Source organism: Rhodococcus sp. 05-2256-B1 (genome assembly GCF_002258465.1).
GTDB lineage: Bacteria > Actinomycetota > Actinomycetes > Mycobacteriales > Mycobacteriaceae > Rhodococcoides > Rhodococcoides fascians.
In genome coordinates, this window is record NZ_NOZA01000013.1 from 165,739 (window position 1) to 191,612 (window position 25,874).

The 25,874-nt window shown below is 63.8% G+C and carries 22 protein-coding genes and 2 pseudogenes; 23 read left to right on the top strand and 1 reads right to left on the bottom strand.

The window, feature by feature from the left end; genetic code table 11:
• Positions 1 to 529 precede the first annotated feature (529 nt).
• The 4 genes and pseudogenes from CH285_RS28265 to CH285_RS05730 all read left to right on the top strand — a co-directional run.
• Positions 530 to 1,522: pseudogene (locus CH285_RS28265) on the top strand (MinD/ParA family ATP-binding protein); the annotation flags it as partial.
• A 750-nt stretch (positions 1,523 to 2,272) separates the two neighbouring features.
• Entirely contained in the window at positions 2,273 to 2,722 is a 450-nt protein-coding gene (locus CH285_RS05720; RefSeq protein ID WP_015586210.1) for a hypothetical protein, read from the top strand.
• Positions 2,719 to 3,579: an RAMP superfamily CRISPR-associated protein gene (locus CH285_RS05725; RefSeq protein WP_015586211.1), complete on the top strand. Its 861-nt coding sequence runs from the start codon at positions 2,719 to 2,721 to the stop codon at positions 3,577 to 3,579. Before CH285_RS05720 ends, CH285_RS05725 begins: the two co-directional genes overlap by 4 nt.
• Positions 3,579 to 4,295 carry a hypothetical protein gene (locus tag CH285_RS05730; protein ID WP_015586212.1) on the top strand — a complete coding sequence of 239 codons (717 nt, stop codon included), beginning with the start codon at positions 3,579 to 3,581 and terminating at the stop codon, positions 4,293 to 4,295. Before CH285_RS05725 ends, CH285_RS05730 begins: the two co-directional genes overlap by 1 nt.
• Before the next feature lie 302 nt (positions 4,296 to 4,597).
• On the opposite strand, the gene CH285_RS28630 is transcribed toward CH285_RS05730, so the two are convergent.
• Positions 4,598 to 5,383: a WhiB family transcriptional regulator gene (locus tag CH285_RS28630; protein ID WP_230591640.1), complete on the bottom strand. Its 786-nt coding sequence runs from the start codon at positions 5,381 to 5,383 to the stop codon at positions 4,598 to 4,600.
• Here CH285_RS28630 and CH285_RS05745 point away from each other — a divergent pair.
• From CH285_RS05745 to CH285_RS05835, 19 genes and pseudogenes are all read left to right on the top strand, one after another.
• Positions 5,272 to 6,372 carry an ATP-binding protein gene (locus CH285_RS05745; protein ID WP_015586215.1) on the top strand — a complete coding sequence of 367 codons (1,101 nt, stop codon included), beginning with the start codon at positions 5,272 to 5,274 and terminating at the stop codon, positions 6,370 to 6,372. The two genes, CH285_RS28630 and CH285_RS05745, sit on opposite strands and share 112 nt — an antisense overlap.
• Positions 6,369 to 7,539 (top strand): annotated as a pseudogene (locus tag CH285_RS05750) (vWA domain-containing protein). The gene CH285_RS05745 and the pseudogene CH285_RS05750 overlap by 4 nt, the downstream one beginning before the upstream one ends.
• On the top strand, positions 7,536 to 7,724 hold the full coding sequence (locus CH285_RS05755) for a hypothetical protein (protein ID WP_032364835.1): 189 nt from the start codon (positions 7,536 to 7,538) through the stop codon (positions 7,722 to 7,724). The pseudogene CH285_RS05750 and the gene CH285_RS05755 overlap by 4 nt, the downstream one beginning before the upstream one ends.
• Positions 7,721 to 8,917: a hypothetical protein gene (locus CH285_RS05760; protein ID WP_015586217.1), complete on the top strand. Its 1,197-nt coding sequence runs from the start codon at positions 7,721 to 7,723 to the stop codon at positions 8,915 to 8,917. Before CH285_RS05755 ends, CH285_RS05760 begins: the two co-directional genes overlap by 4 nt.
• Positions 8,918 to 8,974: 57 nt before the next feature.
• Positions 8,975 to 10,270, top strand: coding sequence for an AAA family ATPase (locus CH285_RS05765; RefSeq protein WP_015586218.1), 1,296 nt, complete (start codon positions 8,975 to 8,977; stop codon positions 10,268 to 10,270).
• A 27-nt stretch (positions 10,271 to 10,297) separates the two neighbouring features.
• Positions 10,298 to 10,633, top strand: a complete 336-nt coding sequence (locus CH285_RS05770; RefSeq protein ID WP_015586219.1) for a hypothetical protein — start codon at positions 10,298 to 10,300, stop codon at positions 10,631 to 10,633.
• Positions 10,634 to 11,310: 677 nt separating this feature from the next.
• Positions 11,311 to 11,613, top strand: a complete 303-nt coding sequence (locus CH285_RS05775; RefSeq protein ID WP_032375878.1) for a hypothetical protein — start codon at positions 11,311 to 11,313, stop codon at positions 11,611 to 11,613.
• Between the two features lie 343 nt (positions 11,614 to 11,956).
• Positions 11,957 to 12,364 (top strand): hypothetical protein, encoded by a 408-nt coding sequence (locus tag CH285_RS05780; RefSeq protein ID WP_032375879.1) that lies wholly within the window; start codon positions 11,957 to 11,959, stop codon positions 12,362 to 12,364.
• Between the two features lie 151 nt (positions 12,365 to 12,515).
• Positions 12,516 to 12,836 (top strand): hypothetical protein, encoded by a 321-nt coding sequence (locus CH285_RS05785; protein WP_015586223.1) that lies wholly within the window; start codon positions 12,516 to 12,518, stop codon positions 12,834 to 12,836.
• Positions 12,833 to 13,552, top strand: coding sequence for an HNH endonuclease family protein (locus tag CH285_RS05790; RefSeq protein ID WP_015586224.1), 720 nt, complete (start codon positions 12,833 to 12,835; stop codon positions 13,550 to 13,552). Before CH285_RS05785 ends, CH285_RS05790 begins: the two co-directional genes overlap by 4 nt.
• A gap of 20 nt (positions 13,553 to 13,572) precedes the next feature.
• Positions 13,573 to 13,761 (top strand): hypothetical protein, encoded by a 189-nt coding sequence (locus CH285_RS05795; RefSeq protein ID WP_139278549.1) that lies wholly within the window; start codon positions 13,573 to 13,575, stop codon positions 13,759 to 13,761.
• Positions 13,761 to 14,723 (top strand): DUF5131 family protein, encoded by a 963-nt coding sequence (locus CH285_RS05800; RefSeq protein ID WP_015586226.1) that lies wholly within the window; start codon positions 13,761 to 13,763, stop codon positions 14,721 to 14,723. Before CH285_RS05795 ends, CH285_RS05800 begins: the two co-directional genes overlap by 1 nt.
• A complete protein-coding gene (locus CH285_RS05805) occupies positions 14,720 to 16,114 on the top strand; it encodes a DNA cytosine methyltransferase (RefSeq protein WP_015586227.1) in 1,395 nt (464 codons plus the stop codon). Before CH285_RS05800 ends, CH285_RS05805 begins: the two co-directional genes overlap by 4 nt.
• Before the next feature lie 142 nt (positions 16,115 to 16,256).
• A complete protein-coding gene (locus tag CH285_RS05810; protein ID WP_157773221.1) occupies positions 16,257 to 16,868 on the top strand; it encodes an NYN domain-containing protein in 612 nt (203 codons plus the stop codon).
• Between the two features lie 14 nt (positions 16,869 to 16,882).
• Positions 16,883 to 18,031 (top strand): DUF4407 domain-containing protein, encoded by a 1,149-nt coding sequence (locus CH285_RS05815; protein ID WP_157773223.1) that lies wholly within the window; start codon positions 16,883 to 16,885, stop codon positions 18,029 to 18,031.
• A gap of 79 nt (positions 18,032 to 18,110) precedes the next feature.
• A complete protein-coding gene (locus CH285_RS05820) occupies positions 18,111 to 20,525 on the top strand; it encodes a DUF4407 domain-containing protein (RefSeq protein WP_015586230.1) in 2,415 nt (804 codons plus the stop codon).
• A gap of 404 nt (positions 20,526 to 20,929) precedes the next feature.
• The gene (locus CH285_RS05825; protein WP_157773226.1) at positions 20,930 to 21,964 is read left to right on the top strand and encodes a PP2C family protein-serine/threonine phosphatase; all 1,035 of its coding nucleotides are present in this window, start codon (positions 20,930 to 20,932) and stop codon (positions 21,962 to 21,964) included.
• A 71-nt stretch (positions 21,965 to 22,035) separates the two neighbouring features.
• On the top strand, positions 22,036 to 22,884 hold the full coding sequence (locus tag CH285_RS05830) for an FHA domain-containing protein (RefSeq protein WP_032392088.1): 849 nt from the start codon (positions 22,036 to 22,038) through the stop codon (positions 22,882 to 22,884).
• Positions 22,881 to 25,625 carry an FtsW/RodA/SpoVE family cell cycle protein gene (locus CH285_RS05835; protein WP_015586233.1) on the top strand — a complete coding sequence of 915 codons (2,745 nt, stop codon included), beginning with the start codon at positions 22,881 to 22,883 and terminating at the stop codon, positions 25,623 to 25,625. The genes CH285_RS05830 and CH285_RS05835 overlap by 4 nt, the downstream gene beginning before the upstream one ends.
• Positions 25,626 to 25,874 lie beyond the last annotated feature (249 nt).

Sequence of the window (25,874 nt, forward strand, 5' to 3'; positions counted from 1 at the left end):
GGAAGGGGGGTCGGAAGATCGCCACGATGGGCAGGACGGTGACCTCGTCCAGGACTCGGGCGTAGGCCATCCAGAACCCGCCCGTGAACAGCCTGTAGCCAGCGAATTCGTGCCGAACGACGCACCCAAAGTCGCAGCCAACAACGCTGATGAAAACGTGTCGAAAAACGTATCCCAAGCCCGGTCCAAAGTCGCATCAGAATTCGCGCAGAGAGACCGGCCCAGCTCCGCACCCAGCAGCTCCCCCTCGGCGAGCCAGCCCAATTCTGGTGCACATCGACCCACCTCGGAGCCGGCCTCACGGCCGCCGCGCGTCAACGATGGTCAGGCACCAATGCCGGACCGGCCCTCGGCCTGGCCAGGGCAGGGCGGCTCCGCACCCGCTGTTGAGCAATGGCACACCAACAAGTCGGTCGACAGTTCAGCACCGACGTCTCACCCGGAGCCAACAAGCGCCTCCGACTCTCTGGCAGTGACAGCTCATCGCCCCTTCACCTCGCAGCCCGTTCAGTTGGTAGAACCAGTGCCGACAGCAATTCCGACAGCAAGGCCGACAGCAGCTGTTGCCCCTCCGCGGTCGATCGACGAACTGGAGCTGATCCGCCGTGCGCAACTGCCTCCGAGCAAAGGTTGGCGACGGTGGCTCTACCGACTCTCGTTCGGTTCAGCCAATCCCGGACAGTCGCCGGCTGAACTCGAGTACGAGCAGCTCCTGCGCCGCGTACGGCAACCGGTTCGAGGGAACTACAAGATCGCAGTCCTGTCCATGAAGGGCGGGGTCGGAAAAACAACCACGACAACAGGGCTTGGATCGACATTCGCAGCACTGCGGGGCGACCGCGTCATTGCCTATGACGCCAACCCAGATTTCGGGACGCTCGCCTACCGCATTCACCGAGACAGTGACCGCACAGTGCGGGACTTGCTCGCGGACAAAGAAGTACACAGCTACTCCGACGTACGGAGCTACACCTCGCAAGCGCGAAGCAGGCTCGAAGTTCTTGCAAGCGAGCGTGATCCGTCCGTTTCCGAGGCATTCAACGAGCACGACTACACCGCCGCACTGCGCATCCTCGAACAGTTCTACAACATCATCTTGACCGATTGCGGCACCGGTCTCATGAACTCGGCCATGGCAGGGGTCCTCAAAGAAGCCGACGCATTGGTCCTGGTCTCCTCCGCGGCCAAGGACGGAGCGCGCAGCGCTGGGGCGACCCTCGAATGGCTGTCGCGACACGGCTTCGACGACCTGGTCAAACGCACCGTTGTCGTCATCAACGAATCACGGAAGGGCTCGACGGCCCTCGATGTCGAGCAACTCAAGTCCTACTTCGCAGAACGCACTCGCGCCGTCCAGGTCGTCCCGTACGACGACCACCTTGCCGAAGGCGACACCATCGATCTCGAGTTACTGGGCAAGCCTGCACAACGCGCGTTCGTCGAGCTGGCTGCTCTCCTCGCCGACGACTTTCCTGCCAACGTCGGCCGGCACGCACCAGCGCCCGGCCCGAGTCCTTGGTGAGTTGGACCGTGCCGGTGAAAGTTGGCCTGTCCGTGGTGTCCGGGCGCGCCGTTAGAGTGCAGAGATGGTCGAACTATCAAGGGGCAGTGCGGCGCTCGACGTTGTGACGACCGCCTACAAGGCCGCAACAGGATGCGCGGTTTCGTGGCCACCAGCCGGCGTTTCTGGTGACTCCGCGTGCGCGCGGTGCGGTGGCGCGACAGAAGGTTCCGGACGGCGAGTGCGTGAGACTGTGTCGAGAACGTTCACCGGGTTCGACGGGTGGGTAGACGTTGCGGCTCCTACGATGTGTCACGTCTGCGTCTGGGTGTACACGACAACGGCACTTCGCTCGGACCTCCTGCTGGTCACCAGTGATCCAGTGTGCGCCACAAAATTGTCGAAGACCCGCTTACGTCGCGTTCTGGGACAAGCGATCTCTCCGACGTCCGCCGTCGTGGTTCCGTTACGCCCTGGGCGCAAGCACATTCTTCCTCATGCCCGGTGGGGTCGGGTCGCCGTCGACGACGTCGCGCTTCCATGGACAGAGCACGACGCGGAACGCCTGAGCGCAGTCGTGCGATTGCGACGGCGAGGGTTCTCCCTGGCAGCGCTTGCGCGCGCAGCGCCGGCATTCAGCACGCTCAAGAACATTCCTCATCGAACGTGGACGTCTGTGTTCGCGGATTGGGACAGCCTCGATCCGTGGCGAGAGCGTCCTGTGTACCTCGACCTCGCAGCGACGGCTTCAACGTCAACCAGAGGCACGGCATGACCCCGACCAGAGCTACGACACCGACCCGAACCTGGCTGGACGCAGCGAGCTTTCTGCCGCCCGTCACCGGTGCGGCAGCAATAGCTGAACGACTGTTGTTGCTGCTGCACTACGGAATCAACTGGGACACCGGGTGGGTGGGACGCCGGAGAGAGCTGTACTGGGACCACCACCTGCCAGACCGAGTCCGGGTCGCGACATACACCGGCGGAGCCGACCTCGATCGATGGTGGAGCACCGTGGCAACCGATCTCGAGTCAGCGCCGTCGACGAAAGAACAACGCCTCGAACTATCGGTCCTTCTACGCGAGGAATCGATACCGGTCCTGACCCTCTTACGGGAAAACACCACCGCCCTCGTACTCCGAACACGGATCGTGGCCGAAGCTGTTCAAGCGCGCCGGTCCACCGCAGCGACTGCTACATCGCCCAGGAGGCAGAAGTGACCTCGACCATGCGCTGGCAGCTCGACATCACAGCGGTCTCGGCAATCTCGCACCGCGGTGAACACAGCGCCACCACAACGACCTTGTTCCGGCGCGAAAAAATACAGCAGCCCAACGGTTCCGCAGCCTTGGTTCCGATTGTGTCCGGGAACTCCTTCCGAGGGGCGCTCCGGCGGATCGGGGAGGAGCTATTACGGGACGTCCTCGCATACGAAGGGCTTCTCAGCTTGTCTGCAGCACACACACTTCGGAACGGGGGCAGCCTGACCAAGGTCACCGGAGAGCCGCTGTCCGGCGAACGGCTACACCGGCTCCGTACATTGAACCCACAGGTCAGCGTGTTCGGCGGGAGCGGCGGCGGTCGAATGATCGACGGCTGTCTCCGCGTGGGCAAAGTGATCCCGCACGTCCTCGAAACCGACCACCTCATGAGCCGTCCCGCACCGGACCGTGCTGTCTTGAGCCAATTCGACACCATGGCGCTCGAACGGTACAGCCGGTTCGACGATTCCACCGATCATGACTTCCCCGCAGTCGGCCGAACCGACGCAGCCACCGTCGACGGTAGCTCTCTGATGCGTTATGAGATCGAAACGCTGCCTGCCGGTACACGATTCGAGTCCTTTTTGCGTCTCGATCGCGCAACCGATCTGGACGTGGCCTTCTTCTCCGACGTCGTTGGCAGGTTCGTCGAGTCCGGAACCATCGGCGGGCGTACAGCTATCGGACACGGCCTCGTCCGCACCAGATTCGAGCGGACCCTTCTCGCCGGCGACGAGCCGAAAGAGCTCGACTGGCGAACCCATCTTCGAGAGCGCCGTGACGAGGCGCTGGAAGTCATGGAGGCGTTGACGTGATGAGGCCGTTCGAGGTAAAAGCACACCTGGCGGTCGGACTTGCGCATGCAGCTCCGTGGGCGACGAGCCTCGATGGCTTGCTCGCATCCGAGATGTGGGAAGACGAAAAAGCCGCTGCTCGGGACCGCGGACAGTACCTCGAAGCCGCCGGCCCCGACGAGGTGCCCGCCGATCTGGATCTACCACTCGCTCGGTGCACTCTGGGGGGAGGCGACGACTGGCATTGGTGCGCGACATACGCCTATCCCGAAGACCTGGCCGACGCCCCGGAAATCCATCACTGGAGCGGACGACCCGACCACCGTGCGCTCGAGCAACTCGCGAGGTACCGACCATCGGTCATCTCCGACCGGCAGGGCCGATATCGCGCACGCCAAATGCCGCTCCTACTGACCTCCACGCGGACTGTGCTCTGGAGAGGTGTCGGCGACATCGACCGGGTGAGCGCAACCCTGGCGTCGATCGATGCGATCGGGAAGAAGCGCAGCCAGGGCGAGGGGCAGGTGCTGAGATGGGAAGTGCAGCCCGTCGACATCGATGACTGGTCGGCCGGCCACCTCCATCCGAACGGCCACCTCGGCCGCCTGAGCCCACGCATCTGTCTGCAGGGCAAACCAACAGTCGAAACAGGCGGTTTGGGCCGAGGCGCGATACGGCCACCGCACATGCACCGGTCGAGAATGCGCGAGCTATGCATGCCATGGACACCCCAGTGACCCGTGAACACGCACCGGAAACGTTGCGGGACAGCAACTTGTCGGAGCCGAACGCCATACTGACAACCATGCGAATCCGAACCCTCGATGGTCCACCGCTACCTGCCGAAATCTTGGCCCATGCGGCGCGCGCGGTCGTTCTTGCGGACCTTCTCGCCGGCCAAGACATCACCTGCGGCGAGAAGCCTTCAGCGAGGAGCGACGCAAGTCGAGACGCTTCGACGATCAACCGCGGTTGATCGCGCCGACTGTAACGGGGTAGGCATCACCAGGCAGGTCTGACCGGCGAATCGCGCGTTGATTCACGCTGTGCGGGAGCGTATTCGGTACACCTGCCGGGTCGTGATTCCGAGCTGGCTTGCACTGGACTCGGCTGGGACGTTCTGGGCCGAAAGCGTGGCTATCGTGAGCGCCTGTTGTTGATGCCGGGTAGGCCGGCTCTCTATGGCTGTGGTGTGCTGAAGCTCTTGGCGCTCTCGTGGTGTCTTTCCGCCCCAAATTCCGTGTTGTTCGTTGTACGTCAGTGCATGGGCGAGGCAAGCGGCTCTGGCGGGGCATTCTGCGCAGACCCGCTTTGCTCTGCTGGTTGCTCCACCCGGGGGCGGGAAGAACTCCTCGGGGTCTGTCTGTGCGCACAATGCGTCCGAGCGCCATGACGAAATGTCCGCCGCCGCGGGCGGGGGCAGTGGCGCGGCGATGGCTGTTTCGAGCGGTGTCACGTGTTGGGTCCTTTCTTTCGGGCGACCCGGCCTTTTTCGAGTGGGTTCGACGATATCGAGGGACCCGGACACTTCACGCAGCACACGTGGCGGTCCGGTGCTCTTTGAGCCCGGACCGTCAATGTCCCCGGCACTGAGTGCGCCGGGGACGTTGACGGTTGGTGTGACTGGGTGAAAAGCGTTCTGACGCAGTAAGATTGAGGCGTCCTGTTGTTGGTGAGACTGACCATCTTGCCCATCTTTCGAGGAGTTTTGCGATGCCGGATTTGGCGACTGCGGTAACTGTTGTGGATGCGTGCGGGAGGGCTGGTGTCCCGTCGTTGTTGATCTCGGGTCCGGGTATGGGGAAGTCGAGCCTGGTTCGAGCACTTGCTGCATCCGAGGGGGTGTTGTGCGAAACGGTCTTGGGGTCCTTGCGGGAGCCCGCCGACTTCGCAGGCCTACCGGTAGTCCGTGAGAGTGGCGTGAGATTGGAGGCCCCGGATTGGGCGCGACGGCTACATGCAGAGGGTGGGGGCTACCTCTTTCTGGACGAGCTGACCACGAGTCCACCGGCCGTTCAGGCGGCGATGCTGGCAGTCGCACTGGATTTGAAGGTGGGTGATCTGCAACTGCCGAAGGGGACTCGGGTCATCGCAGGTGCGAATCCGCCCGATTGCGCTGCAGGGGGGTACGAGTTGGAGGCTCCCTTAGCAAACCGCTTCTGCCACATCGAGTTCACGCCGTCTGTCGATGAATGGCTCGACGGTATGGCCACGGGTTGGGCAAGCACGGCCTCTTCGCGTGCGGTGACCAGCGACGAGCAGCGGGAGGCGTTGGTGCGCAGTTCCATCATCGGGTACATCCAGCGTGCGCCCGAGGCGCTCGATGCGTTTCCGAAGGTCGGAGTGCAGACAGGTGGAGCATGGCCGTCTCGGCGCACCTGGTCGATGCTTGCGCGGGTGTTGCCACATCTTTGCGACGACGACAATGCGGCGACCAACGCGGTGGTATTCGGCTTGATCGGGGAAGGCGCGGGTGTCGAATTCCTCGAATGGCGTCGCAAGGCCGACCTCCCAGACCCCGTTGCCGTGATCGAAAACCCCGAGACGGCGTTCGATTGGCGCTCGCGTCCTGATCTGGTGTGGGCCGTGCTGTCCGGCGTGACGGCGTGGGCGGCCTCGCGGGGCACCGTCGAAGCGTGGCGCAACGCCTGGGGTCCGCTGATTGCCGCCGCCGAGGCAGGAGCACCCGACGTGGCCGGGGCTGCGGCACGCACTCTGGCGAAAGCGCGACCGGCGAAGGCCGCTGTTCCTGCGAGCGCGCGCCGGTTTGCGCCGATGCTGGTGGCAGCGGGTTTGGTCGAGGCTGCGGCATGAGCGGCGTGCGTGAGCTCGAGCCGGTTGAAATGCGAGCGTTCCGACTCGCGCGGCTGGTGTCGGCTGAGCAGATGCCGTACTTCATGCGCGCTCTGTTCGCAGCGCAACCCGTGGCGGCACCGGGCCTGGGTACGTTTGCGGTCGACGCTCGGTGGCGGCTGTACCTGGATCCGGATCTGTTGGTCGGGCCTTGCGCGTGGCCGGTGCCGATGGTCGGTGCAGTGCTGCTGCACGAGGTCGGGCATTTGTTACGGGCACACGCCGACCGTGCCGCCGCTCTGGCGAAGCCCATCGATCATCTGGTGTGGAACTTCGCGGCCGACGCCGAAATCAACGACGACCTGTTGGCTGCGGGAGTCAGCCTGCCCGAAGGGGTGATCACCCCTCAATCATTCGGCTGCCTTTCCGGAGACACAGCCGAGCAGTACTACGACTACCTGCGTGACCCGATTGCGCATCAGACTGTCACCGAACTCGTTGGCGCTGAGGGCGATCCGGGATGCGGATCAGGATCGGGGTGCCCTGCGGTCCCCGGTGAACTCATCGGCTCGGGAGAAGTGATCACGGAGGGACTGGACAATGCGGAAGCGGACCTGGTGCGCCGATCTATCGCGCAGGCAGTTCGCGAAGCAGCTGGTACCGGTCGAGGTAGTGCCCCGGCGGGACTGGTCCGGTGGGCAGCTGATGTTCTCGCCCCGCCCACGGTAGCGTGGGATCGTCTGCTACGGGCCGTAATTCGGCGTGCGTTGGCAGAGCAGGCGGGTAGGACGAACTATTCGTACTCCCGTCCCTCCCGCCGCAGACCTCGATGCCGCGATGGGCGAAGTGGCGGGAGTTCTCAAAGCTGGTGGCATAGCACGCGACCGGGTTCGGATTCTGGCGTGTGACGCCAAATCCACTACGGCACAACACGTACGATCGGTCGCTGATGTGACGTTGGTTGGTGGTGGCGGAACCGATATGAGGGTGGGAATCGCCGCAGCCAACGCTGCGCGCCCTGCACCCCACGTCGTCGTGGTGCTGACCGATGGCGATACACCCTGGCCCGACCGGCCCACGAGGTCCCACCTGGTGTGCGCAATCATCGGCGGCGTCCAGGGTAGGGGCGTCACACCGGCATGGGCATCGACGGTGCACGTGCCAGTCGGATCGGGGGCCACACGATGAACGAAAGCGGACCCGTGGAACTGCTCAAGTACGCAGACAGGGTGCTCACCGGCACTGGAATCGCCGCCGCCGATATCCGCATCGTCGTCGCCAGCGCAGCGGCCGACGCCGCCACAATGGCGTTGCGCGCAGGGTGGGAGTGCGCGAGCAACGCCCTGATCCTCGTCGACGGTGACGAGCGATGAGCGTGGAGTGGTTCGACCTCGCGCAACGCCTCTATGCCGCCGAAAAGATGCAACCGGTCCCTCGGCTGGCACATGCCACCTTCAAGCCGTCCAGAGCCGCCGTGGCCGTGCGTGCGGTCACGCGAGGAACAACGCTGGCCGTGTCCGTCGCTCGAGATGGATGCACCGAAGAGTCCGCGCACGACACCGAGGCTCTGGCCCTGCTCGCTCGCAACGGGGCAACGACGGTGGGTACGGCTGAACCGGCCATGCTGCTCACCGATGACGCCGCGACGATACCGAGCCTGCTGGCCCTGGCGCGTGCGCACGCCCACCACCCTGATCCGGACATAGCGGGGGCTGCCGCCATGATCGGATGGTGGGCCGATCGAGCCGACCATCCCGGAACGTCGGCGGTGATCGATCTGGTTGCTGCGTCGTCCTCGCGTCTGGTCCTCGGCACTGCGCCCGACGCCGAGCGAGCGGCCCGAACATGGCGTTCCTGGCTCGGCATTACCGACGAGAGCGTCGCAGGCCTGCATGAGTGGGCAGCGTGCATCGCAACGGGACCGCTGTTGCCGCTTCTCGATCCGATACACGACGATGACCGATACTCCTGGGATCGGACATTGTCGGCCACGACTGCGGGCCACGACTGGTCACGGCCGGACAACTCAGCTAGTGCGGCCATGGGACTACGGACCCGATGCGATGCCGCCGACCTCAAAGCCGCTGCGTTGCTGAGTGATCCACTGTGGCGAGTACGTGCGCTGCATACAGGACACGTGGCCCAGGGCATCGCATCGGTGGCGGCACCGCCGACAGGTTCACGCCGCCGCAACGTTTCGGTGTCGGTGACCTGCGACCGGCTGGACTCAAGGATGCGGGTTGATTCGGCAGTTACGGGATGGGTCGGATCACCGCTCGATCAACCCTTCGAGCGCTTCTCTGCCGACGTCACGTCCGCACAGGTGGTCAACGGCAAACTGACGCTCGGTATCGGGGTGTTCGGAGCGCACGCACCGAACGACGGAGACCAGGTGACCTTGATGCCCCAACCGCCTTCACCGGCGACGATGCGAGCAGGACGGGCGAGGTACTGGAATCTGTACCGCGCTCGCCGTTCCTGGCTTTCGACCGGACAAGCCCCGAGCGCCGTGCGCCGCGAAGTCCCGCTCGATGTCCTGATAGCGGGTGCAGAGGACGCTCCGTGATCAGAAGACGACCAAAAGTATTCATGAACAACACATTAGAAGAAGAACGGGACAACAATGCGTATCGTCGCACCCGGAGCGGACACCCCGAACCCCGACGCAACACCTTTCAAGGGAACCGAACCGTCATCGCCCGCCCATTGGCCCGGATCACAGATCATGGCCGACCCGATCACTGCACGCGTGCTGTTCTCTGTGTGGTCCGGAGACCCCGTTGTCGTCGTCCCGTCACCACCGGGCGCAGGAAAAACTCGACTGGTCGCGTTGCTCGCCGCCGCCTTGGCCCATCGCGCAGACCTACGGGTGGGTATCGCGGCGCAAACCCGAGAACAAGCCGTGGAAATCGCGCGTCGGCTCGGCGCGCTGACAGATCGAGCAGCGTTGATCTGGAAGGCGAAAGCACCCCTCCCCGACAGTGGAAGCACTCCCGTAGTGACAGGACGAAAAGTGCGGTGGTCGAATGAGACTGGCGCAATTCTCATCGGTACCACGGCGCCGTGGCTCTTCTCGGACCCGGACCGAATCGGTGCCGATGTGTTGATCGTGGACGAAGCATGGCAATGTACCTACGCCGATCTGGGGGCGCTCGGCGCGATGGCTCGACAGGTCGTCTGCGTCGGAGACCCCGGACAGATCGATCCGGTGGTCACCGGAGACGTATCGCGGTGGGAGGGCAGCGAGACCGCACCGAACCTGCCTGCCCCCCTCGCTCTGCAAGCAGCTCACGGCGATTCGGTCGGCGTGGTCCGTCTGCGACACACCTGGCGTCTCGGCGCGAGGACAACGGCCCTCATTCAACCGCTGTTCTACCCCGGCCTGCCTTTCACTTCCCGTCGCCCACCGGAGCATCTGACCGATTCCAGCGGCCCCGGCCTGCCCGAACTCGCGCATCGGCCAGTGCGGGTCATCGGAGGCCCAACCGACCCCGTCCTGGCCACACAGTGCGCCCTGCGCGCGCGAGAACTGCTGGACGCCGATGTGACCACACCGGACGGACAGCGGGCCATGACAGCGGCGGACCTGGCTGTCGTCGTCCCTCATGTCACGCAGGCTGCCGCTGTCCGGGCCTTGCTCTCGGATCACCCCGACGTACTGGTCGGCACCGCAAACTCTCTGCAAGGCCTCGAACGCGCCGCCGTTGTCGTGTTGCACCCGCTTGCCGGGTACCGGACAGCCGAGCCGTTCAATCTCGACCCCGGCAGAGCGTGCGTGATGCTCACCCGCCACCGAGCCCACATGACTGTGGTCATCGATGACGCCACCGCCCACGTCCTCGAACACGCCGAACCATCCCCGGCTCACGCCACCCACACCGGCCTGATGGCCGCACTGCACTGCACGCCCGTCGTGTAGCGATCCCCAAAAAGAAAGGCACACAACATGTCCGACACAAGTATCGAGTACAAGGCCGAGCGGCTATCCGGCATCGAGACGCCGAAAGAACTCCACGCATCGGTCGAGGGACGCGAGCGTCCGCGCATCGGCTACACCCTCGATACCCAAAGCCGGGACAACGGTGTTCGAGCGGCCAACGCTGCCGAAGGGCTGATCGCATACGCCAGACCGATCGGCCTCGAAACCGAGGAACTGACAACGGTGTTCGGAGACTTTCTGAGCGACCTGCGGCACCTTGCCGACGCCGTCGGCGTCGATTGGGACGCCGTAGACGAACGCGGTCAAGACCACTACCGCTGCGAGCTGTACGGGACCGAGTAGGGGACGCTCTGGGGAGAGGAGTGAGCGGCGGTTCGGTGCGCCGGGTCGCTGCTCGCCCCAGGCCCGTCCCCGGCACTGGGTGCGCCGGGGACGTTTTCGCTGCTGAGCCCTAGCGAACTCCGGGTCCGGTGGGTAGTGTCCTGGCGTATCGGCTTGGTGGGTGGTTCCACGAAGCCGCGGCGACGACGACTTCTGTTGTTGTCGGCGTTTTCACCAGATGAGCGGACTGACCATCCGACTTCCGAGAAGTGCAGAGGTGTGTCGAATATGAGAGTCCTCGTCCGGATCGACGGTAGGAATCATGTACCTGCGAGCAGTTCGGGTTCGTCGCGATATTGCGTGGTAGCCGTAGCGCGCGGTGTTGCGGGGGTGTTGGCTGTCTTCGCTGCATTTGCCGGCTTGGCTTGGGCTGCACTGCTGCGCCGGACCGACGATGCCGCCATCGACGGAGATCCGCGTCGTGTAGCGATGGTGTTCGCCGTTTCCTCCGTGGCGTGTGCTGTAGCAACCGGGATCGAGTGGCTGCTTCGACGGCGTAGCGGCGCAACGGATGCCAAGCCCGTTCACAGGGCACGGCCACCGAGAGAGGCTGCGTCGCGCCACCACCGGACTGTGAACTCGAATAGTCGGGCGGCAGGGGAGTTCGACAGGCCCGAGCGTCTGGCCGGTGCGACATCGTGACGAGAAGATTCGCCCCCGCACTTCGGATCGAGGTGATCGTCGTCCGCGATCCAGATGGTCCTACCCACATCCAAGTCTTCGTCGACGGTGTTCCGGCTGCAGCAACACAATTTCACATCGACGCAGGAAGGGGATGGACGTGGGGCGACTGGGCCGACACACGAGACTGCGATCTCGCGGTCATCTCATCCGGAGCGCGGGGAGCGCTCGAAGACGCCTACGACGATCCCCCCGGTGGTGACGCCGTCCGCGGCAGGATCGGTGACTGGCTGGACGGCGCTGAAAGATCGGAAAATTAAGCAGCAGAGTGATATAGCGCCGCGTTGTTGGTCGCATAGCGGCACAGAGACCAGTCAGAAATTGATCGACAGACCGACCATCTGTCCCACAGAAACGGGAGTACCCATGCAATCCTCGATCTCGACAACGCGGCCGCCCTCGGTCGACCTCTCACCGCACGCACGAGCTGCCGGCAGTACCGGCTGCAGCTCGAACAGTAAGGCGCACAGCGCCATCGCCAGCGAAGTCCATCGCCGGATGCAACACGGCCTGTCTGAGAGGTACTTTGCTGCTACTCCGAACGCCGCCGACCGCTTCCGACCAACCGTTCCTGACCATGAGCTGACGGACCACGTTTTCGAGGTGGTTTTCGGATTGCGGTGGCGGCAGGTGTTCGACTTGGCGCGCACCCTCGACGTCGAGTCCGATCTGCTGGAAACCGCACCGGAGACGGTCAGCGCCGCGTGGTGGTGCGCACCCGGCTGGCGGAAAGCGACACATGCTGCCCACACGGCGGCCTGCGGCGACAATCGGCGTCACGAACTCACAGCGACCATGAACCTGCTCGGCGTCCTCGGATGCGGGGCTGCCAGAGTCGCTGCCCGCGATGTCGGCCGAGGCTTGGTCGTACGAGATCTGATCGGTTCCGATTTCACTCAAGAGCACTACGACTACCTGACCGGGCCGTGGCGTCGCAACGTCGGCCCGGTCCATCCCGGCGACCGGCCACTAGACCAGTACCAGACGGCCCCGAACTCGCAACGCTTGTGACACCCGGGCGCATATTGCCCGCCCGGTGCAGCCACAGGAGAACGCTCCTGGGTTGCGATTCAGTGGCCGGCTGTCACAGACCTCACCGCCACGCTATCTACCCCGTGCAGGACTGCGTTTGCTATCGCGCTCACTACGAAAGGACTCCCTGATGGACCCACAATCCGGCCGAGACGGCCTCATCCACGACGTAGAGCGCCACCTCGCGGCCGAAGATGGCCGCCGCGAGGCTCGCACTGTTGCGCTTGCATGTGTCGGCTACGTCGTCGGCATGCTCGCGATCTTCAACGGGGCTCTGCCGATCGTGAAGGATCTGGTCACCGTCAGTTTGGTCATCTCCTTGGCCGGCACGTTGCTCGCTGCCTTCTCGGCTCTGACTCTGGCACTACTGCATCGTTGGTCAGACCGTTCGGACCGTAGGCGGCGCGGAAGCTGCGGGCATGCCGACTTGCCGGCGGAGGCGGTTCGATGAGCGCGCGCGGACGACTCCGCATCGCGGTGCCCATCGTGATGGCCGTACTCGCGGTCGGGACGTACACGTTCGGAACGCACGCCGATCCGCTCTCACGACTAGCGGTGGTCAACACCCCAGACCCAGCCGCGGCGAGCACGCCTGTACCCATCGCGCAGCTCCTCGCTCAGCTCGAAACGGTGGACTCGCTCGCAGACGTCGATGGATACGACCGATCCTGCAAGAAGGGCTCAGGGTGCGTGTTCGGCCCGGCGTGGACCGATGACTCGTCCGCCCCTGGATCGCACAACGGCTGTGACACTCGAAACGACGTCCTGGCAACCCAACTGATCGACGTCGAGTTCAAGCCCGGAACCCGCGACTGCAAAGTCGCAGCAGGGATACTCCACGACCCCTACACAGGATCGACGATCGACGACCTCGGGAAGATTCAGATCGATCACGTGTACCCGTTGGCGAGGGCGTGGGACGCAGGGGCGTGGGCCTGGTCGATCGACCAGCGAACCGCCTTCGCCAACGACGTCGACATCAACTTGCTCGCGGTGGACGGACGTACGAATCAGCAGAAGTCGGACAAGGGAATCGACACCTGGCTGCCACCCAACGCGCCATACCAATGCCGTTACGTCACTTCGTATCTCACCGTGGCCGCGAAATACGACCTCGACATCACCAGCGCCGATGCGCGAACAGCGTCGAGCGTCTGCAGCCAATGACCCAACGTTCGGAGGACGCCATGACCGAAACCGACCCCACCACCGACACAAACGCTGTCCCGCTCCACCCCAACCCATGGATCATCACGACCGCACCTGATCGAAACAGCTACACGATCGAATTGCCCAGCAGGGGGATCTCGTTCGCGATTGACGCCGATCTACGATTCCAGCTCCTCGATGCCCTCCACGACCCGGAAGAGCGATGATGGGCGACGCCACGGCCATCGAATGGACCGACGCAACCTGGAACCCGGTCACCGGCTGCACCGCAGTCTCGTCGGGCTGCGATCATTGCTACGCCCAAACCCTCGCTGAGCGGTTCCGCGGCACACCGGGGCACTACTTCGAGCACGGATTCGACGTCGAGATGCGCCCCGGCAAGCTCGACCAGCCGCTGCGATGGAGCCGGCCACGCCGGATCTTCGTGAATTCGATGAGCGACCTCTTCCATCCAGCAATCCCGGACGACTACATCGCCCGGGTGTTCGCGGTGTTCGCGGTGATCGCGCTCGCCCGCCAGCACACCTTTCAATTGCTCACCAAGAGACCCGCTCGGATGCGGGCACTGCTCCAGTCCGATGCCTTCCGCCGCGCCGTCGACGACGCCATCGCTGGCGTCGTCGCAGCCTTCCGCCCCGCCGATGTCTGGTACCAGAGCTGGCCGCTGCCGAACCTGTGGATCGGCGTCTCGGCCGAAGACCAGAAGACTGCAGACCTGCGAGTATGGGCGCTGCTGGACACGCCTGCAGCTCTTCGGTTCGTCTCTGCCGAACCGCTCCTCGGACCGATCGACTTCACGCGCCTACGACCCAGCAGAATCGGAGGAGCGCTGACTCGCGACGGGCTCCGTTCGGTCGAAGACTCGAAATGCGGCGGCGAGCGCGAACCAGCGCTCGACTGGGTGATCGTTGGCGGTGAGTCCGGCCGCGGGGCACGGCCTATGCATCCGCGATGGGTACGAGAGATCCGGGACCAGTGCACCGCTGCCGATGTGCCCTTTCTGTTCAAGCAGTGGGGCGAGTGGGCACCAGCGGAGGTGATCGCCAGATTCCGCGACTACCACCACTTCGACGACGGCACCGAAGTTCGACGAGTCGGCCGTAAGGCCGCCGGCCGGATCCTCGACCGACGGGTGTGGGACAGCGTGCCCGACGGAGCCGGACGATGAGAGGATCGCTCGACATCACGGCATCGGACTTCTTCTGCGGTGCCGGCGGATCTACGACCGGAATGATCGCCATCCCCGGGGTGAGGGTATCGGCAGCGTCGAACCACTGGGACAAGGCAATCGAGACGCACCAGTACAACCACCAGCACACCGAGCACATCCTCGCGGACCTCTCTCAGATCACTCCGAAGCTGTTTCCTCGCACGACAATCGGATGGTTCAGCCCCGAATGCACCTGGCACTCGAATGCTCGCGGGGCCAAGCGCCTCGCCGCGCAGATCTCGTTACTGTCCGACGACCTACCGTCCGAGGCCGCCGAGCGATCGAGGGCGACGATGTGGGACGTCGTTCGGTTCACCGAGTATCACCGATACGAATTGGTTTTCGTCGAGAACGTCGTCGAGATCTACTCATGGCCTCTCTACAGGCCATGGATCGCGGCGATGCACGCCCTCGGTTACGAACATCGCCTTATCTGCCTGAATTCGATGCACTCATGGACTTTTGGGACACCAGCGCCGCAGTCCCGCGATCGCCTCTATGTGTGCTTCTGGAAGGCCGGCAACCGGGCACCTGACTTCGAGACCGTGGTCCGTCCGCCGGCAACCTGCTCTCGCTGCGGGCCCGTGCGTGCGTTGCAGGCCTGGAAGAACCCAGGGGTGGCTGTGGGTAAGTACCGTAGCCAGTACTCCTACCGGTGCCCCGCACGTGCGTGTGCGGACACCGTGCTCGAGCCCGACTGGCTCCCTGCCTCGACCATCATCGACTGGACCAAGACCGGCCAGCGGATAGGGGACCGCACTCGTCCGTTGAAGCCGAAAACGATCGCACGAATCCAGGCCGGCATCGACCGGTATTGGGCAGCTCCGCATGCCGAGGACGCGAGAGAAGCCGCGGGCACGCTGTTCGAGTATCGGCAGGCAAGATCACGGCCGTCTGAGGGGCGGGCCCCGGTGTTCGAGCCGTTCGTGTCGGTGCTGCGGGGCCAGTCGAAGAATCATCGAACCTCGGAGGCGCTGTCGACCGTATCCGCGGGCGGCCGCCATCATGCGGTGATCACCCCGTTCATCGCAGAGCTGCGAGGTGGAGGTTCGACTGCGCGATCGGTCAGCGACGCTCTCTGCACCGTGACGGCATCGGGTAACCACCATGGCTTGGTCGTGCCCGCTGCCGCTCACCATCGAAAGTCCACACGCCGACCGATCGCTGTCGAAGACCTGTCCTTCAGAATGCTCGACGTACCGGAACTCAAAGGCGCAATGGGCTTCGCGTCGACGTACGTTCTACGCGGGGGAACCAAGCAGCGAAATGTTCGGATGTGCGGAAACGCGGTTACCCCACCGACCTCGCGAGATATCGTGGGAGTCGGCGTGCAGAGCTTGAGCCGTTGACATCGGCCAAACAGTCGTTCTGTAGTTGCATTCAAGGTTCCCGGGCAAAGGGGACGCACCGATTCTGTTGTCGTCGCCTCTCCTCCAGTTTGATCATCGTCAGACCCCGTATATGCGGGTCCTGACGGAGATCGGAGAAGTCATGAGCGACGACCGGGCTAGCCGAATCGATCCATCCAGATTGCACTTGCTCGACATCGAGAACATGGTGTCCGGCGACGTTTCCGCTGTCCGATGCTCCGCCTGGTGGGCGGACTACGTCACCGATGTGGGTGTCGGAGAGCGTGACCAGATTACGGTCGCCGCAGCCTGGCGACATGCCGCGCCGGCATTCTTCGCCGTCCCGGCGAACGCTCGGCGTATCGGTGTCACGTCCGCGCCGGATGCCGCGGACCTCGCGTTGCTCGATTCGGTGGATGTGGGCAGGGTGGCTCACCAGCACGATGAGGTGATCATCGCGTCCGGGGACCACATCTTCGCACCGCTTGCACGCGCGCTCCGGGCTGCCGGCGTTCGAGTCGTTCAGGTCGTTGCCTCCGGCGTCGGTGTGAGCGCCGAACTGTACTGCAGCTGTGACGATCTGATCTGTCTTCGTGGATCGGACCGTGTTGTCGAGGCGCATAACGCGCATTCGACGAGCGCAGCGCGGCGTGGCCCACGTGCGTCCGAGCGCAGCTCGGGTGTCGCCGTGTTCGCAGCGCGGATGGCCGATAGTCGGCCGCAGTTACGGACTACCGATCGGGCAGCGCAATGAGCGGGGAAGGCAGCGTGACGTCCTACGACGACGAGGAGCCAACGGTCTATCCGGACGGGTCGGTCGGCGGCGGAGTCGAGCGAGGGGGTGAGGAATTGAGCGGCCAGTACGGGCCGAGTCGTTTCTCCCAGGCGCTCGTGTGGTGCGCCGGCCCGACGTACGTACGTACTGCGCCCGTTGGTACATGGACTCTGCTGCAGAGCGTCGGAGTAGCTGGTTTGTTCTCGACAATGATCGTCGCGCTGAGCGCGACGATCATTGCGGGGCTTGCCGACATGGGTCCTGTGTGGGCATCGATCGTCAGCGTCGTTGTTGCCGCCCTCTACTTTTCGTATCGCCGCCTCGTGGTGGCGACCGTGGCGTCCACCGTGTTCGCGCGGTCGCGACGAACCGGATCGCATCTCGTCAGTGTGGCCGTCATGGCGTCCGTGAGCGTGCTCACTGCCGGGACGGGTTCCTGGGTGTTCGGGATGGCGATCTTCGGGCAAGAGGTTCGCTCTCAGGTCGCGGTGAACGTGGCGATGCATCAACAAGACGACTTGAACGAGTGGTACCGCAGCCGAGAAGCCAACCGTGATGTCGCGTCGAGGATGTACGCCGAGCAACTGTCGCAGCCTGCGCAGATGCGAGACAGCCTGCAGGACGCAGTCTCCGGTCTTGAAATGCGCGAAGCCGGGGCCTGGCAAATGGTGATGTGCGAGATGACGTCTTCACCCGATTGTTTTTCCGGCACAGGCGAAGTAGGAATAGGCCCTCGGTCGGTGGCGGCCAATGAAGAGCTGGATGCTGTCACCACTGAGCGCACTTCGGCCCAGCAGCGGCTTGCCGAGTACACCGTCTTTCCGGTGCCTGCCCCCTTCGACGCAGTCCAACTTGCAACGTGCGGATACTCGAAACAGACGACCGAGTTGACGCCCTACGATTCCGACCGCTGTCAGGGCATGCTGCTGGTCGAATCGAGCGTCGACCAACTCGCCCCGGAGCACCCACCCGCGCGCTCGAGCAACGGGCTTCTCCCGCACCTCGAGGCATTCGGTTCCTTGCTGTGGAACTCCGAGAACGCGGGCCCGGTCTGGCTCGTCGTGGTCGGGCTGTTCTTCGTTCTGGTCAGCGTGGATCTCCTACCTCTGTTGTTTCTCGTGCAGAGCGGCCGACGCGGATGACTTCTAGTTACTTCAACACCTGCGACCATCGTGATGCCGATCCCGTCGGCGTTCAGCAGCATTCGGAAAGGCCACGGCCATGACAACCCCCACCCGACCGGACACGATCACTCGACCCGGCCCCATCGCACGCTTTCTACTCGGTTGCTGCGGTGCCAACTGGATGCACATCAAGGAAAAAGCGGAGCTCAACTGGTACTGCAGCCTGGGGATGTCGGTGATCGTGACCTCGATCATCTCGGGCATTTCCGCAGTGCTGCTCGCTACCACTGGCTACTCGAATCTGCCGCTGGCGCTGGTGATTGCCATCGGAGTGGTGTGGACGATCGTCGTGTTCAACGTCGACCGCCTGATCGTTTCCCGGCCGCTCACCTCGTCGCGGTGGCGGAGCAAATTCAGCCTGTTCTTCGTGCGCTTTCTCCTCGCCGCGGGCATCGCGATCTTGATGGCCGAGGGCGTTGAGCTGACGCTTTTCGACGACGAGATCTCAGCGCAGGTCGATCGAGACAACAATGCTGCAGCAGTCCGGCAGCAGAACGAGTACAACCAGGCTCGGCTCGATGCCAAGGCATCGGCAGAGCAGAGGTACAAAGAGCAAATCGAGTACCCGAACACAGCCGTCGACCGTCTCACGGCCTCGGTCGATGCCGCGACGAAACAGGTCGAGGACGCGAATCGCGTGCTCAAGTGCGAATCAAACCCGGCACCGGACTGCGAGACGGGAACCGGCATCCCGGGGCTCGGCGCAGAAGGACAAGAGGCCTCCGCTGCAGTCGCGAGAGCGAACGAAGCGCTTCAGCGAGCAGTCGCTGCGCGCCAGGACTACACGGTGATACTCAAACCATCAGGCTTCACCGCCGACCAGTTGCAAGCGTGCGGCCAAGGACCGACGAGCACTGACCTGACACAGCAGGCCATCGATACATGCCAAGCACAGATTCTGGTCAGCGAACAGGTCAACGCTGTACCGGTACCCAGCGAGGCTGACACCAGCCAGAACGGGCTACTGCGTCGGATCGTCGCGCTGTCCTCACTTGCCTCCGGAGAACACGGAACCACTATCTGGGCAGTACGCATCCTGTTGTTCATCGTGCTCGCCAGCATCGATCTGGTGCCGTTGACCGCGAAGTTCGTCGGCGGCACCACCGGTCATGACGCGCGGGTCCGCAAGGACAGCATCGACGCGAACAACGAACTGGCCGAGAAGATCAACGACTCTGTGCACGCTGTTCCACACTTCCTGGAAAAGCAGAGGGGATGGAAGAAGCCCGCGGCCGATCAACGCCGCGCGTTCTTCACCGACGTCTTCGAGAAACAAGCCGACGACATTCGGGGGCGCTGGCAATCCCCGACCAACGCCCGTGACGATGTTCTCGATGAGCCGGAGACACTCGTCGACCCGGACTCCGAACCGACGAACGGTGTCGGACCCGGATACGTCCTCCGAACGACTGACGGGGACAAATTCCAGCTCGTGGAACCACTCCCGGACGCTCGAACACGGTGGTACGACCTCTGGCTGTGCACCAGAAAAGATCGTGAGGACGAAGACCAAACGACTCGGGAGGAATACTTCGTAGCCAAGATCGGGAAAATCGATCCTGCGTTTGCGCCGGCCAAGCAGCCAGCGTTAAAAGGGCTCGAACGCGACGTTCTCGCTCGGCTCATTCCGTTGGGTCGGCACCATGTCGTCGACATAGTCAGTGGACAAGACGTGCAGCTAGACGACGATTCCGAGAGACCGTTCATCGTCATGAGGCACTACCCGCTAGGCGATATGAAGAAGTACGTGGAGGACCGATGGGGTAACGAAGTGCCGATACTTCCACTGCTGGAGTTGATCCACCAGACGCTGGAAGCTCTGCTCGTGACGCACCGCGCCGGCTTCCTGCACCTCGACATCAAGCCTGCCAACGTCCTTGTCGACTTGATCAATGGAGAACCTCACGCTGTGCTCACCGACTTCGGTATCGCCGGAGCGACCCGCGCATTCGATCAAGCAGGGTTCACCGACATGGACTCCACCTTCACCGGCACGTACAACTACGCCGCGATCGAACAGATCCTCCCGGGGCGCGGACTCGGCCATCAAACGGCACTGTGCGACCTGTGGTCAGTGGGCGCAATGGTCTATCGGCTCATCTCGGGGGCGTACCCGCGTGACTTCGCCGAGTCCCGTTGGGTCGACATGCCCCTGCTCGACAACGGCAAAGTCGACCGCCGATCGGACGAGTACCGACGGTGGCTGGAAAAGACCAGGCCTGACGCGCCCCGGCTGGACGTCATCACCCCCGGTGTGCCTACGCCGCTTGCTGATCTCGTCGAACGATGGCTATCGAACAACCCACTCGATCGAGTTGATCGCACTGCTCTGACGTTGGCCGAGGGTGAGAGCCTGTCCGACCCCGGTGCGCTGCTCGAGAACCGCGGTGACGAAGCCGTGATGTCGGACGCTCTGGCACGCCTCGGCTCGACGGTCAGGGGCATACGATGAACAAGCATCTACCACTGAGAGAGGCACGTGCGATGGTCCCCAACTCTTCGCCAGTTCCGCCCGCGAAGATCGGGATCCGCGAGGCACTGCGTACCCGGATAGCCTGCGCTGCGTTGTGGATCGTTTTCGTCGCTGTGCTGGTCTTCGGTGTGGGGAGAATCGACTTCGTCCGTGACAACGCCGCACTGGCAGTCTTTCTCGTGGGAAGTGTTGTCCCACTGATGGTGTGGCGGTTTGCTGGTATTGGCATTTCAGACCTGAAGTATCGCCGCGAACGTGGGCAAGGGCTTGGGTCCCAGGCCGGTGCTTCATGGACCGATCGCGAGGAACAGACAGAACACGATCCCTTCGATCCTGTGGCGCAATCACAGGCCGCCTCCCCCCGCCGCGACGATCGGAATGACATGTCTCGCAACCTGTTCGACTTCCACGATGAACGCCGTCCGGAGCGAACACCGGCACCGCAACCGTTCGGTCCCGACCGGGTGCTACGGCAAGCGAGTCCGGACGATTTCAGTGCGCCTCGTGCAACGGTCAACCCGGACAGCCTGACCGTCACCCGTCACGTTCCACTCGGCGGTGAAACCGACTCTGTGCAAAGCGAAATGACCGATATCGGTGTGCCCCCTGCGTCTCGCGTAATCGATCGTGGCGAGCCCAGTACGAGTACGAGCACCCGAGGCGGAGCCCTTGACCGGTTGTTCGGCCGATCGACGGACCGGATCGATACCGAGGAATCGACAGTAGGTCGAATACTGTCGTTTCCCGGCGGCGGCGGTGGCGCACTCTTCTTCGACGCCGACAGCGCGACGGACGCCGGCCCGCGCAAAGAAAATCAGGACTGGGCGATCCTCAGCGGGTCTTTGCTGGGTATAGCCGATGGGGTCGGCGGGCGGTCTGCCGGCGGTCAAGCATCTCGCGCTGCGCTGCGGGCAGTCCGCGATGCGATCGAGGAAGACGGCATGAGTCTGGCGTCGGCGGTTACGCGTGCGAACACCGACGTCCGCGCGCGCCAGGACGACGACCCCGCGGATCGAGGAAGAGCAACGACTCTGGATATCGTTCACTTGGATGAAACCGGCTATCTGTACGGCGCCCATGTCGGTGACAGCCGCGTCTACATTCTTCCTGCGCGAGGTCGGCGACTGAGAAGATTGACGGCAGACCATTCGACCGGCAACACGCTCACACGCAGTATCGGTGGTGCGCGGTCGGTCACGCCCGATGTGTGGGCCCACGAGGCAGAACCAGGCGACATCGTGCTCGTCGCCACGGACGGTCTGTGGAAAGGCTCACTGCACGAGAATGACATCGAATCAACGTTGGTGGAGGCGCGACAACGCTCCACGATTCACATCGCAGAACGCCTCGTTGAGATTGCCAAAACCGGTGCGACCGACAACATCACAGTGATCGTGGGCCGAATCCAGCGCGCGTGAACTACAGAATCCATCGGTTCTGTTCGTGAAGGCCGTAGCGCGTCATGCTTTCCTCGACCGAGGAGGAAAGCATGACTGCTCTGATCATCATCGCAGCACTGGTCGCTACAGCCGCTGTCATTGCGAAAGTGGTTCGGACCCAACGCGCACAGGGCACTTTCGCGGGGAACGCTCCTCGCGCCGTCTCCAAGACGGTGCAGGAGCGTCTTCGGGTTCCTCTACCCACCCCCGAAAACGTTAGTGTCCGGGTTCTGGACAAGATCGTGAGCGGTGCGATCGGCACCGCTCGAACGAAGTTCATGCCGGTAGGCGTGCTCCTCGAACTCGCTCCGGAGATGTATGAACGCGTCGTGCCGATCTGGGTGCAGTTCTCCCGTGAACTGGGAGAAGATCTCGCCGCCCGTGCTGAAGCAGAATCGTGGAACTACTCCGGCGTTGCGTTCTCCCTCCGCGCAAACCCGGCTCTCGGCCGACGAGATGTCGAGGTAGTACTTCGCTATCCCGACGGCGACGACTCTCCGACCGACCAAGTCGGCGACGTCCCTCGCCGACCGCGCGGCGAGGACGACATCACCGATGTCGCGCCGGGTGACGCCTCCGAGCTGTGGTTCGCCGATCTGCCCGACGGTCGACGCGTCGCTCTTCGCAAGGGTCGGCGCTACGTGGTCGGCGCATCCTCCACATCCGACATTGTCGTTTCCTCGCGGACCGTCTCACGGGCACACGCTGCCCTGCGCTGGCATCCCGCCGCTCAGGTGGTCGAAGTCGAAGATCTCGACAGCACCAACGGCACCTGGCTCGACAACAGCCGGGTGGCCCCCCGCGAACCGAGGGCGGCGACGTCCGAGTGCGTGATCCGACTGGGAAAGCACGACCGGATACGTCTGGTGAAACGAAGTGCCTCGGGGGCGTCGAGATGATCGCCGACATGCTCGCGACGCTGTCCGTACTGGCGCTCACAGTTCTCGCCCTCCTGCGGGTACACACGGAAGCGGTGGCGACTCGACCAGCAGGTGGCGGCGCACCCGGTTTCAGCGGCGGGCAGAGTTCCAGCGACCTCGCGGCTCTTGGGGGACCTCCCGCGCTGGTGCTGACTGCAGCAGCCCAGCTGGGTTGGTCCGTGCAGCATTCGTTGCTCTACGTCGCGGCGGCAGCGGTGGTTCCGATCGTGTTGTGTGCGTTCGTTCGGCGCGTTGTGGGCGCATCCGCCTCCCTCGTGATCCCAGTCGCCGCCTGGACCCTCACGTGCCTCGGTGCCGTGACGGCGGAGAGGCTCTATCCGGGTAGCGGCGTCGACCAGGCGCGGTGGGCCTTGGTCGGGGTGGCCGCGTTCCTCGTCGCTGCGTGGATCGGCAGTACGTGGAACACCACCGCTCGCTCGATCACGGGGACAGGCGTAGCGGTCGCAGGTTGTGTCGCACTGACGCTTCCCCTCATGCCCGGGATCGGCGTACTAGTCAACGGTGCCCCTGGTTGGATATCTGTCGGGCCCTTCGTCGGACAGACGGGCGATCTGGCCAGAATCCTGATCATCATCGGATTGGGATCGATGCTGTATGCCGCAGGACCAGCGCTGCGAGCGGGAAGGGTTACGCCCGCGTTGCTAGCCTGCTGGCCGGTCGCCTTCGCCGCGGCCCTCGGTGGCTACGCATCCGACCTCGGTCCGGTACTCGTGCTCACCGGTGCAGTAGCAGTCATGCTGATCGTGTGCGGCCCGCCACCGCGCGTCTGGATCGGATTTACGGCCGTCGGTACAGTCCTCGTCGTCGCAACCTTTTTCGGTGTGGGAAAGCTCCGCGCCCGCATCGACCAGATGTTGAACCCCATCACGTCCGACGGACAGCTTCAGAACACAGGCGCGGCACTTCGGTCGTTCGCGACCGGAGGCTGGCTCGGCACCGGCTTCAACAACGGATCCCCGCTCGACGTCGCCAACGTAGAGAACGACTTCGTCCTCGCCGGCATCGGAGAGGAACGGGGAGCGATAGTGGTCATAGCAATCTGTTGCCTATTCGGTGCCTTGGTCACCGCCTGCTGGCTGTCGGCAATCCGTGCCACCAGCGCAGGGCCACGCCTGATCTCGACCGGCCTGGCAGCCATGGTGTCCGTGCAAGCCCTGTACGTCACGCTCGCCACCATCAACAAGGTGCCTGTCACGGGGATGGTCGTCCCGTTCCTCTCCAACGGAGGAAGCTCGCTGACCTGTATGTGGATCGCCGTCGGGCTTATCGTCGGCATCGGATCCCACCGCTGGCGGCCGGTTCCAAGCGTCCCCGAACTCCGCGTTGTCGCACGCGTCGACCGAACGAAGTGGGCGATCCTCGGACTGTGGTTGATCGTCATCACTTTGGTTGCCTGGCAAACCGTCGTACCCGAAGTTCCCGCACGAACCGCAGCCCAGGATGCCGCGTCACGAAACCCCGGCCCGGTTGTCTTCCGCGACGGGACGCCGTTCCTCGTCCCATCGACGATGCGTGACGCGACCACCGATGCCGACGTGCAAACCCGCACCCTGGAGTCGTCGATACCGCAGCTCAACGGAGACATCGACGCCGCCTACTTCGTCGCCACGAACATGAGCGCCGGCACTTGCTTACGACCATGGCTGGAACACCTTGTTGTGAAGAAGGCATGCGAATCACCGACAATGGTCACCTCCCTCGATTCAGCGGTCCAGACCGCTGCCCGCGACGGTCTCGAAACCCGCGGATACGAAGGGGACGTCGTAGCCTTGGACCTCAAGGACGGCAGTATCCTCGGCCTCTACTCACACCGCTCGGACCAACACTCCTATGACGCCGGCTACCCGGCGGTGTATTCGCAAAGCGCACCGGGATCGACGTTCAAAACCATCGTCGCAGCCAGCGCCCTGAGCGCAGGACAGAACACCACCACGCCGGTTCGCGACGAATACACACCCCCGGGCGGGGTCGGCATCGTCCACAACGCCGGCAACATCGAAGGCGGCGGCGATCTGACCCAGGCACTTGCGGAGTCCAGTAACACCGCATTCGCCGAGATCGCCATCCGAACCGGTCTGCAGTCGATCACCCAGATGACCGCGGTGCTCTCCGCCGATTCCGCCGACTTCCCGACTCACCCCGGCATCGTCGTGGGAGGCGTCGGCGACGACCCAGATGCGCTTGCGCGCACGGGATTCGGTCAGCAGGACGTCCGCGCATCACCGTACGAAATGGCCGTGGCGGTGGGCCGACTCGCGACGAACGGAGCACTACCCCGCGCGCGGGTGCAGCTAGGGCAATGCACAGACGACCAGCTGGATGTCGACTCCGTTACGTCGCCACCGGCAACCGCACTCGTTCTCGACAACCCGGTTACCGGACCCGTGCTCGACGGTATGCGGGCGGTCGTGCAGGACGGACACGCAGGCGAGCTCGGGATTCTCGACATGCCGGTCGCCGCGAAGACCGGCACCGCGGATGACGACCGCGGTTCCTACGACGGCTGGGTAGTCGCACTCGCGCCGGCAGAGAACCCCGAAATAGTCATCGCCGTCCGAATCTTGGGCGGTGAACAGTCGCCTCGATCCGGTGCAGCGGATGCCGCTCCCGTCGCAGCCGAGGTAGCGGTGGCGGCAATCGACGCAGTACGAGAAGATATCGGCCCGTGTCGCAAACCACAAGGAACGCAGGGAAAATAGTTCATGACGGCAACGAATTACACCACGGTCGAAGTGTGGGCCTCGGACATCGTCAAGTACCGAGATGACGGTGCGAACAACAGGCGCGTCCCCGTCGTAAGGTTCAGCCCGCCGAAACAGGTCGGACCTGCGATCCAGCTGGAGGAAGGGGACCGCCTCGAAATCGGTAGGCCCACCAAGAACGTCACCGACGGATACAGACGACTAGATGTGCCGGATGCACATAAGGCGTTCTCTCGGAACAGTTTT